Source organism: Paenibacillus sp. GCM10023250 (genome assembly GCF_042653205.1).
GTDB lineage: Bacteria > Bacillota > Bacilli > Paenibacillales > Paenibacillaceae > Paenibacillus_Z.
On the sequence record NZ_JBHSHY010000039.1, the window covers coordinates 28,838 to 45,127 of the forward strand.

At 59.6% G+C, this 16,290-nt stretch carries 10 protein-coding genes; all 10 read left to right on the plus strand.

What is annotated here, in order from left to right; translation table 11 throughout:
* Positions 1-83 precede the first annotated feature (83 nt).
* Positions 84-2,651 (plus strand): hypothetical protein, encoded by a 2,568-nt coding sequence (locus tag ACFPB1_RS22265; protein WP_379228322.1) that lies wholly within the window; start codon positions 84-86, stop codon positions 2,649-2,651.
* A 151-nt stretch (positions 2,652-2,802) separates the two neighbouring features.
* Complete coding sequence (locus ACFPB1_RS22270; protein WP_379228323.1) at positions 2,803-3,333, plus strand: hypothetical protein; 531 nt, start codon at positions 2,803-2,805, stop codon at positions 3,331-3,333.
* A 90-nt stretch (positions 3,334-3,423) separates the two neighbouring features.
* Positions 3,424-3,690, plus strand: coding sequence for a small, acid-soluble spore protein, alpha/beta type (locus tag ACFPB1_RS22275; RefSeq protein ID WP_379228324.1), 267 nt, complete (start codon positions 3,424-3,426; stop codon positions 3,688-3,690).
* A 235-nt stretch (positions 3,691-3,925) separates the two neighbouring features.
* Complete coding sequence (metK, locus tag ACFPB1_RS22280; RefSeq protein ID WP_379228325.1) at positions 3,926-5,134, plus strand: methionine adenosyltransferase; 1,209 nt, start codon at positions 3,926-3,928, stop codon at positions 5,132-5,134.
* Positions 5,135-5,313: 179 nt separating this feature from the next.
* Positions 5,314-9,723, plus strand: coding sequence for an Ig-like domain-containing protein (locus ACFPB1_RS22285; RefSeq protein WP_379228326.1), 4,410 nt, complete (start codon positions 5,314-5,316; stop codon positions 9,721-9,723).
* 149 nt (positions 9,724-9,872) lie between these two features.
* Positions 9,873-12,575 (plus strand): stalk domain-containing protein, encoded by a 2,703-nt coding sequence (locus ACFPB1_RS22290; RefSeq protein WP_379228327.1) that lies wholly within the window; start codon positions 9,873-9,875, stop codon positions 12,573-12,575.
* Positions 12,576-12,646: 71 nt separating this feature from the next.
* Complete coding sequence (locus tag ACFPB1_RS22295; RefSeq protein ID WP_379228328.1) at positions 12,647-13,807, plus strand: sensor histidine kinase; 1,161 nt, start codon at positions 12,647-12,649, stop codon at positions 13,805-13,807.
* A 7-nt stretch (positions 13,808-13,814) separates the two neighbouring features.
* Positions 13,815-14,543, plus strand: coding sequence for a response regulator (locus ACFPB1_RS22300; protein WP_379228330.1), 729 nt, complete (start codon positions 13,815-13,817; stop codon positions 14,541-14,543).
* A gap of 258 nt (positions 14,544-14,801) precedes the next feature.
* On the plus strand, positions 14,802-15,404 hold the full coding sequence (locus tag ACFPB1_RS22305) for a glycosyltransferase family A protein (RefSeq protein WP_379228332.1): 603 nt from the start codon (positions 14,802-14,804) through the stop codon (positions 15,402-15,404).
* 194 nt (positions 15,405-15,598) lie between these two features.
* Positions 15,599-16,290, plus strand: a 692-nt coding sequence (locus tag ACFPB1_RS22310; RefSeq protein ID WP_379228331.1) for a hypothetical protein, incomplete at its 3' end; no start/stop codon positions are given.

Sequence of the window (16,290 nt, forward strand, 5' to 3'; positions counted from 1 at the left end):
TTATCAAATCAGGGGCGTCGAGATATGAAACAAAACCCATCTATGACGCGTCTAATAGTGTATAGATTCCAGGAGGGATGAACGTGGCTCACAAATGGGTAAAGGTTGGCGTCGCCGCTTTAGCTAGTTCGGTTTTATTGTTTCAAAATGCGGACTTAACGGTAACGCCGGTTGCCGCAGCAGCCAGCACCAGTACGAGTTCGATTTCCAGCAAGATCGTCAAGCTGAGTTCATCGGCGTACTTGAACATACGAGATGTGCATTTCCTCATGCAGGGGCAAGGGAAGGTGCTCGTTTATTCGGTGAGCTTCACGAATAATGGCAATTCCTCGTTAAACCTCATTGATTATTGGCTTCGCGTGAAAACGAAGTCCGGTAAAACGTTTAAAACGACTCCAATTGACGCCGATAAAGACATTAAGGACATTCCGGCGAAAACCACGCAATATTTGACCTACTATACCGTTGTTGATAGCCAAACCAAACTGACGGACCTCTCCTTCCAGGTTCTGAAGTGGGATTTCTCGGTGGCCAATTACGAGCGGATGCTAGGAACGATTCAATACCCGGCGAAAGGGACCGATAAAGTCGCTGCATTTAAAGATGCGACGATGCTGTATGATCACAATAAAATTCGGAGCGCGATCAAGCAATCTTACATAACAACGGACGCCACGAATGCCTACTTGGTTGTCAATCTGCTCGTGGAGAACGTCGGCTTCCAATCCAGCGACTTAACTAAAATGAATTTCTTCGTTCAAACCGATAGTCTCTCGGTTTATAACGTCACGGCCGCCGGGTTGGATCAAACGACGACGATTCAGCCGAAGGAACGGAAAATCGTTACGCTGCATGCGACTATTCCGCTTGCCGTAGCCGGCAAGGCTTTATCGCTCGTCGTCGCACAAAACGATGAAGCTAGCAAAGTCCAACTGCCGGTAGGCGTGTTTGCTTTACCTGCGACAAAGCCGTTGGCCGCGGCTCCGGTAGGCAAGACGCGCTTGGTGTATATGTCTGGTTCTCCGACCAATACGAACGCAGGTCAAGCTTTTCTCTCTCAAGGCACGAGCAGCAAAGACATCTCGCTTGAATTCCGAATGACGAATATCGGCACGGCTTCGATTGCGAGTCCGGCACTGGACTATTTCATCGTCACGGCATCGGGCACGAGTTATCCGCTCACGTATGAAAAAGAAGAAAACGCCGTCCTCTTGCCTAAAATTGAAAAAACGATTTCGTTGGCCGGGCAAATTCCGACGAATGTCAACTTGACCAACGCCAAGCTGGTTGTCAAATCGCAAGCGACGGATAAAGAGAAGCCTTATATCATCGGAACGTATGCCCTTCAGACAGCGACGCAGCAAGGATCGCTTGGCGGATCGTTCACTTACAAAGATTTCTCCGTTAAACTCAATACGGTCCAGCGTGCTCCATCGAGCGATCACGACATCCTGGTCGCAACGCTGTCCGTTACGAATCGGAGTACGGCGACGGTACAAATTCCGAGCCTGGGCGGTTACTTTATGGTCAATGGCGTCAGGATCGGGACGGAACAAAAAGCCGTTGCTATGGATAACTCAATCACGATCGGTCCAGGGGTAACGACCGAGTTCGTCGTATATTCCGAAATTCCGTATACGACGTCTATCGATAAAATAGCATTCGTCAGCACAGAGCCTGTTCAGGACAAACCGGGCAAGCAGCTCTATCAATTCAGCGCGCAGCAGCTGAGTGTGATTCCGTCAAAAAGGCCTGAGGATACGTATGCGATTAACAGTATTGGCAAACGGTCTACTGTCAACGTTCTGCGTACAGCGATCTTTAACGGTGCGACAAAAAACAACTTCTATGCTGAATTTGAAGCGGTGAACAATGAGCTGCGTTCGGCAGCGATCGCCCCGTTGGGCGGCTATATCGTGGATCAGAAGGGGATCGTCGTACCGGTTCAATTCGCGACGGTAAAAGATAAGCTTTCTCCGAACGGGAAAGCCTTGCTGAGTGCATTTGCCTCGATTCCGAAGAGCTTCGACACAACCTCTTATAAGTTGATTTTGGGTCAAACGCTCTCGACGGAAACGGGAGGCGGGACACAAAGTTCCGGCAGCGGGGGTACTACTGGCGGTACGGGAGGTAGCGGCGCAGACACGGGTACCGACGGCGGGACCACCAATCCAGTGCTCGTTAATATGGTCTCGTATCCGTTGAGTGCTTCTGGTCCTGTGACCAAAACAGACCTTGGAGATATTCAATTTGCGGGGTACACGTTAGGCTTGCATTACATCAACGCATTCTTAAGCGTCGCCGGCCTATACGATGTGAACGGTCTGAAAATGACCTTGGATTACAACTTGGCAAAGAACAACGATTACGAAGTGATATCCGGTGATCATAAGCTATTGATCGAATTCGTGAACCAAGATAATAACCATGTCACGTACTCGCAGCAATTTGGATTGGAGACGGCCGGAGAAAATGAGCAAGCGTTGGCGGTATCGGAAAACAATCCGTTGACGATCTCATTCAGCGATACAGAAATTCAGTCCAAAATCTTGCGTTACGATACGTACAAAGTCAACGTCTACGACGTCTTCCAAAATAGCAAGCTGCTGCTGGCCAGCAAAGAAATGAACTGGTTTACGACGACACCGTAGAAGAACGATCGCGATGCATGAAACCAATGGATAGAAGAGCCGGTACAAAAACCGGCTCTTCGTCATGAAATCAAGTCGACGCGCCGATATAAGTCTAGTATTGTTAACCTCAGGAACGAAAACGCGAAAGATGGGCAAGGAGGACGAAATCGTGAGATTTACGGGCAAGAAACTGGCGTTATCCGTGGCGGTCGTCGGGGCGGCATTATGGATGGGGTTGAAGCTCCCGACGCTAGCGGAGGGTGACAGCGCTTCGGTCGTTCCGGGCTCCGTGAACGACCCGATCGTCACGAAGAGCTATATCGATAAGCAAGTCGCCGATCTGGTGAAGGCGGAACTCGCCAAGCAAGGCGGAGGAAGCGGAGGCCAGACAGGTGCCGGGCAAGGCGGCGGATTTCAGCAGGTCGAGGTCGTGACGGTGCCGGTCGGCAAAATTTTGATTGCGAAGGACGGCGCGGAGTTTATCGTGCGGGCGGGCAAAGCGGCGGCCTACAGCACGGACAGCAACGGTATTTCGGACCTGACGGACGGCACGGACATTACGAACGGCAAGCCGGTTCCGAATAATCACCTCATCTTATTCCCGCGCGGCGGCCGCGGGGTCACGCCGGCATCGGGACAGAAGACGGGCCTGACCGTCATGGTTCGCGGTTCGTATACGACGCAGGCGGTGCCGAAGTAACTATTTTTACCCGTACTGACAACAAGTGATCCGCTTCGGAATGCGGACAACCGCGCACACTAGAAGCATCCCATTAGGAGGTGCTTACGAATGTCGAGAAGCAATCGCAAACTGGTTCCTGAATGTGCGCAAGCGTTGGATCAAATGAAGTACGAGTTGGCGGCCGAGCTGGGTCTGATGACGGGCGGCGCAGGCGGCGCGGATACGGAGTTCGCTTCCGAATTAGGCGGTGCGCCTAGTGCCGGCGGCGCTCACGTGAACTGGTCGCAAATCGCGACGCGCGATGCCGGTTATATCGGCGGCAACATCACGAAAAGGCTTGTCCAACAGGCCGAGCAGGTCTTAAAAGGACTGTAAAATACCAGTTCTTCAAACGGCTGTCGGTTATTGACACAAAGCGACATCTTCGGTATCATACTGTTTTAGAGAGTTCTCATGAGACCTTTTCCGCATCGGAAAAGGTTCATTTTTTGGAATCGAAACGTTCAGCGTTAGATCCCGGAATGGGACGACGATGTCTTATAGAGTCCCAGCAATCATGGTTGGTTATTCATCTTTACTTAGAACAACGAAGTACAGGAGGTTGAGGTTCATGTCTCTCAAAGGACGCCATTTGTTCACGTCCGAGTCCGTGACGGAAGGACATCCCGATAAAATCTGCGACCAGATCTCTGACGCGGTGCTGGATGCTTTTCTCGAAGTGGACCCTTATGCGCGCGTCGCGTGCGAAGTATCCGTCGCTACAGGGTTGGTATTAGTCATCGGCGAAATCAGCAGCCGCGCGGATTACGTCGATATTCCGGCGATCGTGCGCCGCACGATCAAGGATATCGGCTATACGCGCGCGAAGTACGGTTTCGACTACAGCACATGCGCCGTACTGACGTCGCTCAACGAGCAGTCCGCGGACATCGCGCAAGGCGTTAACGCCGCGCTGGAATCCCGCGACGGCGTCGACGTTCGCCAAGAGAACGAAGATATCGGCGCAGGCGACCAAGGCTTAATGTTCGGCTTCGCGTCGAACGAGACGCCGGAGCTCATGCCGCTGCCGATCGCGCTGGCGCACCGCATCTCGCGCCGTCTGTCCGAAGTGCGTAAGGACGGCACGCTGGAATACCTGCGTCCGGACGGCAAAACGCAAGTCACGATTGAATACGTGGACGGCAAACCGAAGCGCGTCGACGCCATCGTCGTCTCCACGCAGCACGCGGAAGAGATCACGCTCGAGCAAATCCAAGCGGACATCCGCAAGCATGTCATCGCGCCGGTCGTACCGGCTGAATGGCTGGATGCCGAAACGAAATACTTCATCAACCCGACGGGCCGTTTCGTTATCGGCGGACCGCAAGGCGATGCCGGCCTGACAGGCCGCAAAATCATCGTCGACACGTACGGCGGCTATGCTCGCCACGGCGGCGGTGCATTCTCCGGCAAGGATCCGACAAAAGTCGACCGTTCCGCGGCGTATGCGGCTCGCTACGTTGCGAAGAACATCGTCGCAGCCGGCCTGGCCGAGAAGTGCGAAATTCAACTGGCCTACGCGATCGGCGTAGCTAACCCGGTATCGATCAACGTGGATACGTACGGTACGGGCAAAGTCGCCGAAGACGTGCTCGTGGAAGTCATCCAGAAGAATTTCGACCTGCGCCCTGCCGGCATCATCAAAATGCTGGATCTGCGCCGCCCGATCTACAGCAAGACGGCTGCGTACGGCCACTTCGGCCGCACGGACATCGACGCTCCATGGGAGCGCGTGGATAAAGCCGAGCAATTGAAAGCCGACGCGCTGGCGATTCGTTAATTCGGTCTCGCGCGAGTGAAGCCGCTCCTTAACCGGGAGCGGCTTTTTAATTTTCCCGCGGCACGCACAGCCTGGATGGCAAAAGCGCCTTTTTCGGCAAACGTCTTCATTTCGCCCCGCTCCCGGCCGACAACTATTATACGAGTGTCTTTAGTTGGGGAGTGGGAAATATGGTTTCAATGCGCAGAGCGGTATCCTTTCTTGTTGCGGCCCTGTTGGTGCTGCAGGTTGTTAGCGGCGGTCTCGCCGCCGGCCCGAAGCGGGCGGAGGCGGCGGCGAACGGACCGGTCATCGCCAACATCGCGCCGCTGCCGAGCACGGCGAACGTGCCGACGAACACGAATTTGACGCTGACGTTCGACGAGAACGTCCGCAAGGGGACGGGCAGCTCGACGATCCAGATCCGCAAGCAGCTGGACAACGCGCTATTTGAATCCTACCTCGTGGCGACCGACAGCCGGGTCTCGATCGGGACGGGGGTTAACCGGAACGTCGTCACGATCTCGCCGAGCTCGAACTTCGCGCTCAATACGAGCTATTACGTCACGATCGACGCGGGTGCGTTCGCGAACGAGAGCAACAACGCCAATTTCGCCGGCTTGACGAGCGCGGTCGGCTGGAGCTTCACGACGGTTGCCGCGGCCGACACGACGCCGCCCGCCTTGGACGCGGCTAATCCGTTCTCGCCCGCGAACGGCGGAAAGGCGGGCGTCAGCACGACGCTGAGGCTAAGCTTCAATGAGCCGGTCTTCGCGGCGAGCGGCTCGATTACGGTACAGAACGTCTCCCAATCGTGGGATAGCCAAGCCATCAGCGTGAATTCGATCGGCGTAAGCGGCAGCTCGACGCCGACGATTACCGTCACGCTGCCCAATGTGCTGAACGGCAACAGCACGTATGAGGTCCGCGTGCCAAGCGGCGCGTTTCAGGATGCGGCCGGCAATCCGTTCGGCGGCATCGACGGGTCGAGATGGCGATTTACGACGACGGCGCCGCCGCTCGGCACGCCGACCTTGAAGCCGGCGGACAACGCGTATTCGGTCAGCGTGTCGACGAACCTTATTCTGAGTTTCCCCGTCGCGGTGGCAGCCAATACGGGGATGATCACGATCAATAAAGTCGCCGACAATACGACGGTGCAAACCATCAGCGTCAACTCGGGCAGCGTCTCTTACGTGCGGAACGCCTCGACGGGAGGGACGGACGTGGTCATCGATCCGCCTTCCGACCTGGCCCCGAATACCGGGTTCTACGTCCTGATCGACGCGGGCGCCTTCAAGGATGCCGGCGATTGGTCGAAGCTGTACCAAGGCCTATCCGATGCGCGGGCGTGGAGCTTCGTGACGGATCCCGGCAACGATACGACGCCGCCGGCGTTGCTGGCGGACCGGAAGCCGCTCGGCACGCAGGCGACCAAAACGATCAGCCTGGAAATGAACTTCTCCGAACCGGTCTATCCGGGAACGGGCAATATCGTCATTCGCTCGCTGCCCGCGGGCAACGCGTTCGCGAGCATTCCCGTGACGTCCTCGATGGTCACGGGCGGCGGCACGACGAAGATCACCGTCACCGACACGAGCAAAACGTACGCGGACAACGGGCGGTATTACGTAGAGATCAGCGGGCAAGCGTTCTCCGACGCCAAAGGGAATTATTTCGCCGGATTGTCCGGCTCGGGCGCATGGTCGTTCACGGTGACGCAGGACAACGACAAGCCTATGCTCGTGCTCCAGGTCCCGGCGAACGCGGCGCAGAACGTACCGCTTCAAGGCACGCAGCTCGAAGCGACGTTCAGCGAGCCGATCATGCCGGGCACGAGCGGAGCGGCGATCACGGTCAAACGGGTGAGCGGTACGGGCAATTCGCCGCTGACGACCACGTATGCCATTGATCCGGCGAACAACCGGAAGCTGAATATTACCGTCAACGGCACGATGGCCGCCAATACGGAATATTACGTGGAGATTGCGCCGGGGGCGGTCACCGATCTGGCCGGCAACCCTTATGACGGCATTCTGAACCAGTACGGATGGGCGTTCCGGACGTCCGCTTCGTCGTCCGGGCCTCCGACGGTGACCGGCGCGGCGCTCGTCGGCACGAACAAAATCGCGATTACGTTTAGCGAGAACCTGGATACGCGGGATAGCGCCAGGCCGGCGCCCGCGAACTTCTACGTGACGGTCGCCGGCGCGGCGCGCTCGGTCACGGACGTCGCCATCAGCGGCCGCATCGTGACGCTGACGCTGCAGAGCGCGGTGTCCTACGGGCAGGTCGTCAAGGTGTCCTACTCGGCAGGCGCGAATCCAATCCGAGATCTCGACGGCACGGCGGCGGCGAGCTTCTCGGGCATCAACGTCACGAACGTGCCGGACACGACGGCGCCTGTTCAAGTCAGCGGCTCGCTGAACGGCACCACGATCGTGCTGACGTTCAGCGAAGAGATCGCGCAGGTCAACTCGTCCGCATATTCGCAGTTCTCGGTGTACGTCGATAACAGTTACCGTTCGGTCACGTCCTATTCGAGCTCGGGCAGCGTCGTGTTCCTGGGCTTTAGCGGAACGGCGCCGACGCCGGGGCAGACCGTATCGGTATCGTATTACGCGCAGTCTTATCCCCTGCGCGACTTGGCGGGCAACGCGGCCCCCAACTTCAGCAATTTCTACGTGCAGAACGGTACGGACCGGACGGCACCGGCGCTGCAATACGTGACGGCAGCCGGAACGCTCGTCACCCTGGCCTATAACGAGGCGTTGAATGCGGCGCTGGTGCCGCCGGCGGCGTCGTTCTACGTGACGGTGAATGGGGCATCCCGGTCCGTCTACTCCGTCAGCGTCAGCGGTTCGCAGGTGCTGCTGTCGCTGCAGGCGGCGATCTCGACGGGCGATTCCGTCGTGGTCACGTACGTCGGCGGCACGCCGGCGATCACGGATCTGTACGGCAACGCGGCTTCGACGTTCAGCAGCATGCCGGCCAACAACGGCGGGACGTCGTCGCTGGTCTTGAACGGCATCATCGCGAAGGGCGGTACGGTCACCGTCGGTTTCTCGGCGGCGCTGAGCGCGGGCTATCCGCCGGCGGCGTCGCAGTTCGCGGTCAAGGTCAACAACGTATCGCGTCCGATATCGAACGCTTCGCTCAGCGGGTCGAGCGTGGTGCTGTCCTTGTACACGCCGGTCGCGATCGGCGATACGGTGAAGGTCAGCTACAGCAACGCGGGTCTCGGACCCCGCTCCGTCACAGGCGTTCTGCCGGCTTCGTTCACGGAGGTCGTCGCGGCGAACCAAACGACCTGGGCGGATAACACGTCGGGCGACTACGAGGCGGCCGAAGGCGGCGGCTTGGGGATCAAATCATCCGCGGCGATCAAGACGTCGACGGTGTCCCCGGCCGGAATTCCCGCGAACCAATACGCTCTGACGGCCGAGAAGCTCACGGCCGCGTACAACGCGGTCCGCTCCGTCAGCGGCACCGTGCCGCGCGTGGTCTTCACCGTGCCGAGCACGGAGAACGCCGCGATCGTCGCGCTGCCGCTCGGCGCGCTCGAGGACGCCAAGAAGCAGGCCTCTAACGCGTCGATCGGCGTAGCCTACAAGTCAGTCACGTACGACATTCCGCTCAGCGCGCTTAATTTCGCCCAGCTGGCGCAGATGATGAACGCGGCCGGGGCGGTCGGCCAGCTCGTCGTCTCCATCGACACCAACGCCGGTACGCTCGCCTCGGCGCTGAACGCGCAGCTAAGCAGCGCGGGCGCCCTGTCGTACGTGAATCCGGTCAGCTTCCAGCTGGCGGTTACGAACAACGGCCAGACGAAGCCCGTCGACAACCTGAGCGGTTACGTCACGCGCACGATCAAGACCTCGGCGAACCTCGACGGCAGACAGGTCGCGGTCGTCTGGCTGGATCCGCAGACGAACAAGCTGTCCTACGTGCCGACGCAGGTGACGCAGGCGAACGGTCAATCCGTCGTTACGTTTAAGCGGAAGGGCAACAGCGTCTACGCCGTCGTGAAAGGCGCGGCCAAATTCACCGACCTGACGAAGCATTGGGCCCGCAACGACATTCAGCTGCTGGCGAACAAGTATATCGTCGAAGGCAGCGCGCTGACGGCTTTCGCCCCGAACAAAGCGATCACGCGCGGCGAATTCGCGATGTTCATCGCGAAAGGGCTCGGGCTCAGCGGCGACCGGTCGGCGGCGGCGAGGTTCAAGGATGTCAACACGTCGACGGCGCTCGCGGCGTACATCGGCGCGGCGGCGACGTCCGGCATCGTGCAGGGGATGACGGACGGCAGCTTCAAGCCGAACAATCCGATCTCCCGGGAAGAGATGGCGACGATGATGGTGCGCGCGGCGGCGGCGGCGGGCGTCCGATACGCGCTCAAGGGCACCGCGGCGGATACCTTGAAGAAGTTCGCCGACCGCGGCAAGATCGGCACCTGGGCGCAGGCGGACGTCGCCAAGGCGGTCCAAGCGGGCATCATCGCCGGGCAGACGGCGACGTCCTTCGGCGGCAAGAACAAGGCGACGCGCGCCGAAGCGGCGGTTATGGTGAAGCGGCTGCTGGCCAACGTGGATTTTCTCGATATCTAGCACATTTTCAGCTATCCGGTCGAATCGGCTCGGATAGCTTTTTTTTGTCGGTCGAATCCTGCTGATAGGACTATTCTATCAGTCGTAACTTTTCCAGCAGTTTCATAGTCTACATTACTAGACTTTGAGATGGGAGAGTTGCAGGGGACATGCGAGACGAACAGAAACCGAACCGGACGCCGGGCAAAGCCGGCAGACGATTGCTGATATGGACATTGGGGGCGACGCTGCTCGCGCAGCCGCTGACGATCGCGGTACCCGCCTTCGCGGCGGCCGCAGAGAGCGGAACAGGAGCGAACGCGGTGCTGGCGGCGGTCAAGCAGCTGGTGCAGACGAACGCGGAAATGATCACGTCCGGCGCGAAACGCGTCGATTATACATGGGTAAGCAAGGCAGGGGCGAAACCGTCGTACGTACACGTCATCGAGGTGGATCTGACGAATCCATACGTGAAGCTCGACGTCATGAACGGCAAGGCGGGTTCGGTGACGAGCGTGGGCTCCGTGAGCAGCATGGTCAGCCAGACCGGGGCGGTCGCGGGCGTGAACGGGGATTATTTCAATACGGCGAACGGCAAAGGCAATCCGATCGGCGCGGAGGTGACGGGCGGGCAGCTCGTGACGAGCCCTTCGCAGCTGACGGGCATGTACGCGTTCGCGCTGACGAACGATCATAGGCCGACGATCGATACATATGGGTTTGAAGGGGCGGTGACGGCGGCCGACGGGTCGGCCTTCCCGCTGTCCGGCATCAACAAGGCGGCGTACAAGACGGAGCCCGGCAACGGCTTCAGCCACGCCAACGCGATGTATATCTACACAGGCGCCTGGACGCAGTCGAGGCCGGACGTGAGCGACAGCTCCACGACGCCGACGGAGGTGCTCGTGCAAAACGGCGTGGTCACGCAGTTCGCCGACAACGCGATGATTAAGGGCGCCATTCCGGCGGACGGCATCATTCTGCGCACGCACGGCAAGGCGGCCGAGTATGCGCGCGCGCATCTGCAAGTAGGGGCGCAGGTCGCGGTCAACTATAACCTGATCGCGCAGTCGACCGGCCAGAAGATCGATCCGAACCAGCTGCAGATGCTGATCGGCGGCCATACGATTCTGGTCAACAACGGCGCGGCGGCGGCCTTCTCCCGCAGCACGAGCAGCATCAGCCCGAACAGCGACCGCGCGCGCACGGCGCTCGGGTATTCGAAGGACGGCAAGAAGGCGTTCATCGTCACCGTGGAAGCGAGCGACAGCAGCCTCGGCGTGAAGCTGGCGGAGCTGCAGCAGATCATGGTGCAGGCGGGCGTCTGGAAAGGGATGAATCTGGACGGCGGCGGCTCCACGACGATGATCGCGCGCCCGCTCGGGGAGACGGCGCCGCTGCTGGCGTTCCCGACGGAATACGGCGCGACGCAGCGGCAAGTCGCGAACGGGCTCGGCGTCTTCTCGACGGCGCCGGCCGGCTCGCTGATGGGCATCAAAGCCAGCGGCAGCAGCGTGCTGTTCGTCGGCCAGCAAGCGTCCTATACGATGAAGGCATACGACAACTACTACAACCCGATCGATCCCGGCACGCTGCAGCCGACCTGGCAGGCCGGCTCCGCGCTCGGCAGCTTCTCGGGCAATACGTTCACGGCGGCGAAGGCGGGCTCCACGACGATCACGGTCAAGTCCGGCGCGATCAGCGACAAGCTTCCGATCGAGATCGTGAGCGGGAGCGACATCGCCTCGATGACGATCGGCGCGGGCTCGCTCGTGCTGGAGGCGGGCAAGTCCATGTCGCTGCCGGTCAGCGCGACGCTGAAGGACGGCCGCAAGCTGTCCGTTCCGGCATCCTCGGTGAAGTGGGAGCTGAGAGGCTTTACGGGCACCGTGAAGGACGGCACGCTGACAATCGGCGAGGTGAGTCCGTCCGCGAAAGCCGGTTACGTCATCGCCCGCTACGACGGATTTTCGACAATGGCCGTGCTCGCGACGGGCGCGGATAAAAAGTTTGACGATTTTGAGAGCCAGACCTATCCAATTTCGTTCCAAGGTACGAATGGTGTAGGGGGAACGGCCTCGGTCGTGTCGGGACTGCCCGGCACCAATAGTACGAGCGTCGTGCAGCTTCAGTACGATTTTACGAACGGAAGCGGGACAAAGGCCGCGTATGCCGTCCTGAACGGCACGGGCCGGAAAGTGGATGGCAGCCCGTCCGGCATGAGCATCGACGTCATGGGCGACGGCAGCCTGAACTGGGTACGCGCCGAATTCATCGACGGCAAGGGAGCGGCTCACCTGATCACGCTGGCCAAGCAAGTGGACTGGACCGGCTGGAAGACGATCAAGGTCAACCTGGCGGGTGAAGGCATGCCGGGGCCAGTGACGCTGAAGCGGCTGTACGTCGCATCATTGGAGGACGGCCAGGACGAGCGCGCCTTGACGGGCGCGATCGGATTCGACAACATCGCGTTCCAATACCCGGCGCTGGCGCCGGAGCCGCCGCGCGCGAAGATCGCCCTGAAGATCGGCTCCAAGAACGCGACGGTCGCGGGCAAAGCCTATAAGCTCGACGTGGCGCCGCTGCTGCTGAACGGCACGACGTACCTGCCGCTTCGCTTCGTGACCGAGGCGATGGGCGCCCAAGTCGATTGGGACGCCGCGTTGAAGCGCGTCTCCGTGCTGCGCGGCAGCCAGCTGATGGACATGTGGGTCGGCAGCAAGGAGTATGTGCTGAACGGGGAGCGCAAGCAGTCCGAAGTCGCACCGATGACCCGCAGCGGTCGTACGCTGGTCCCGATCCGGCTCGTCTCCGAGCAATTGGGCCTAGTTGTAAATTGGGATGGAAAAATGGGCACGATTACCGTCGAATGATAGGGATGCCTGTCTCTGAATCTATGATATGATAGATTTAGCAGATTAAGCAGAAAGTGGGCCGCTATCGGATGGATTTTCGCGTAGACGATCTTGATCGCGTCATCAAAAATGCCGTCCTGGTCATGGAGGACAGCAAGTATCAAATTTTCGAGATTTGCGAGTCGGCGCGCAAGGAGATGTATTCCCTCAGCCAGGAACTGAACCAGGTACTGGCCGAAACCGGGGACATCATCGACAAAGTCGACAAGCTCGAGCTCGACTACCGCAGGGCGAGGATCCGGCTGACTGAAGTTAGCCGGGACTTCGTCCGATATACAGAAGAGGACATCAAAACGGCGTACGAAAAAGCGACGCAGCTCCAGCTGGAGCTGATGATGTTCCGCGAGAAGGAAGCGTATCTGAAGGCCCGGCGCGATGAATTGCAGAAGCGGGTCCGCAACGTGGAGAAGTCCATCGAGCGGGCGGAATCCATCGCGTCCAAAATCAACGTGGTGCTGGAGTACTTGGCGGGAGATTTGAACCAGGTGACGCGCATTCTGGAATCCGCTAAGAACCGACAGCAAATCGGGCTCAAGATTATTTTGGCCCAGGAAGAAGAGCGCAAACGGATCGCGCGGGAGATTCACGACGGTCCTGCCCAGTCCCTTGCGAATATAGTGCTTAGGACGGAAATTGCCGAACGCATGCTGATGAAGCAGGAATTTCAAATCGTACAGGACGAATTAATAGATTTGAAGAGCCAAGTGCGTTCAGGCATCGAAGAAATTCGCAAAATCATCTTCAACCTGCGGCCGATGGCGCTGGACGATCTCGGTCTGGTGCCAACGCTTCGCAAATATATTCAAGATTACGAGGAAAAAAACAAGATTCGAACGCGGTTCGAAACGTTCGGCAAGGAGCTGCGTCTCCCGTCGGCCATGGAGGCCGCTATCTACCGCATGGTTCAGGAAGCGTTCAGCAATGCGTTCAAACACGCGAACCCGACCTATGTGACGCTGGAAATGACCTATCAGGCGCAAATGGTGAAAATTGTCGTCAAGGACAACGGCGTCGGGTTTCATCCGGGCCGGATCGAATCCAAGGCGAAGAACAGCGCGCATTTCGGGTTGATCGGCATGCGAGAGCGGGTTGAATTGCTCGAAGGGAGGATGGAGATCGAATCCGCCATCAACGAAGGTACCAAAATCACGATTCATATCCCCATCAATGCGGAATCAAGAAAGGAGTAACTAACGAATGGAATTCAAAGCTTCGAGCGGCAAGCGCAAAATCAAGGTCCTGATCGCGGACGACCATCAGCTGTTCCGCGAAGGGCTTAAGCGGATTCTGAATATGGAAGACGACCTGGAAGTCATCGGCGAATGCAACGACGGCATCCAGGTGCTGGAATTCTGCAACCAGACCAAACCGGAAGTCGTCCTGATGGACATCAACATGCCGATCGAGAACGGCGTGGTGGCGACGGAACGGCTGCGGGATATTTTCCCGGATGTGAAAGTGATTATTCTGTCGATTCATGATGACGAGAGCTATGTCTTCGAGACGCTTCGCAAGGGAGCAAGCGGCTATCTCTTGAAGGACATGGAGGCCGAAGCGTTGGCGAATGCGATTCGATCCGTCGTAAACGGCTATGCGTACATCCATCCGAAAGTAACGGGCAAGCTGATCAACCAGCTTCGCCGCATGACGTACCTCGACGAGATCGGTTCGACCTCGGGCGCGGCGGCAGCGCGCGAAACCGGCGTCAAGTTCATCCCGAGCGAGGACAATCCGCTTACGCGCCGCGAGGCCGAAGTGCTTCGTCTGATGGCGGAAGGCAAGAGCAACAAGATGATCGGTGAATTCCTGTTCATCAGCGAGAAAACCGTTAAAAACCACGTCAGCAGCATCCTGCAGAAAATGGAAGTCGACGACCGCACGCAGGCGGTTATCAATTCCATCAAGTTCGGCTGGGTCACGCTTTAAGTCAGGCATACATACGCGAGGAAGGCTTCCGCTTCGGCGGGGGCCTTTTTTTCATACGGGGGAAGGGCCGGTGCCGGGGGTACAAACGATGACCGGAAGAGGGCAGCAGCGGACGGCGTAGGAAAAGGAACGGGCGGAACGACGGTATGGCGGCGCCTCCCGCGGTTTTAAGCCGATTCGCCCGAGGGGCCATTCGTAACCTCTGGGCGCGGCGCGGCATATGATGTCGTAAAAAGGAGGTGGACGCCTTTGATATCGGTGCTGTTATGGATCGTGGGCTGCTACGTGCTGGCGGCGATCGTCGTCTACGCGTGCTCGGCCTTTCGCCTGGGCCGCGAGCGCAGCGTGAAGCATTACGTGCTTATCGCCGGCAACGAAGAGCCGCGGATGGAATGGTACATGCGTTCGCTTCGCCGATTCTCGCACCTGACGGGGACCGACGTGAAGGTCACCGTCGTGGATAACGGGTCGCAGGACGATACGATACAGATCGCGCGGGCGTTCGCGAAGCAGGGCATGAACGTGCAGGTGCATGGCGGAAGCGGACTGCTCGCGGGCGACGCGGGCTTGGAGGCGAGCGCGGCGAAAGCGGCGGAAGGCGCGGCTGCCGATACGCCGGCATTGGGGAAAGAAGCGTCAACCGTATTTGGACGCTCCGGAAAATGGAAACGGTTTCGTCCGAGATGGCGGCGAGGATCGGGGTCCGGCGGCGCCGGGGAGCCGGCGGCCAAGGCGGGCAAGCCGTTCGAGCCGACACATCTGCTGTGGATGCTGCAGGCGGAAGGTATCGTCTCCGAGAAGGATCATGCGGTGCTCATCGATTTGCGCGATCCGGCGGATTTGTCGAAGCTGCCGTTCTGAGGCGGGAGCAGCCGAGGGACGGGCGATATGCCGGGACGGAGCTCGAACCGTTGCGCGCCGGAGGAGGGCGAGGTATAATCGACACAACTGAATACCGTAACGCGTGAAGCACACCCGTTGGACTGCCGGAAGGCAGCCGGAGTGTGCTTTTTTGGCGTTTGCGGGAAGACGGCCGATGGAGGAGGATCATGACGATGAATGTAACGGTATATGCAGCGGCGACGCCCGCCGGTTCCTGGGCGGGCTGGTCGATCGCGCCCGAGGTGGATGCAGCGTATTGGCTCGATGCCGGCTATCGGGCAGAAGCGGAGCGGGCGGCGAGGCGCTGGGAGGATGAGCGGGGCGCGAATGGAGCAGGGTGGCCGGCCGAGGAAGGGATGGGTATGCAAGGAGCGGGTTGGGCGCCTGAGGGGCATCGTGGGGCAGGAGCGGCTAACCGTGAGATGAGCGGCTCGGAACGGGCGGCGATGCGCAGCGGCATAGAGAAGCAAAGAGCGGGCGGGACGCCGAGCGACCGGTTCGGAGACGGATTGAAGGATGGGGAGAGGATGAAGTCGGAGCTGGTCAGGGAGGGGGCTGGATGGACGCTCGCCGGCCGGTCCGGGAACGCCGCGGGCGGCGAGGCGGTGCGGCTGGTCGCGTGGCCGGTGCCGCTCCCGCTCGGCCACGCGCTGCAGGTCGCGGCGCGCTGGCCCGGCGGGCGGCTGCCTGGCGGGAGCCTGGAGGCAACGTTGTCGCGGCTCGTCGGCGACGTCTGGGCGGGCGACGCCCGCCTGGGGCTGCCGGTTCCGCGGCAGCCGTCGGCACATGCGCGGCATGTGCCGGGCGCGGCCGATGCCGGCGCGGGCCGCGCGGGCGCCCGGGCGCTGGCGGCGCGCGCCTGCCG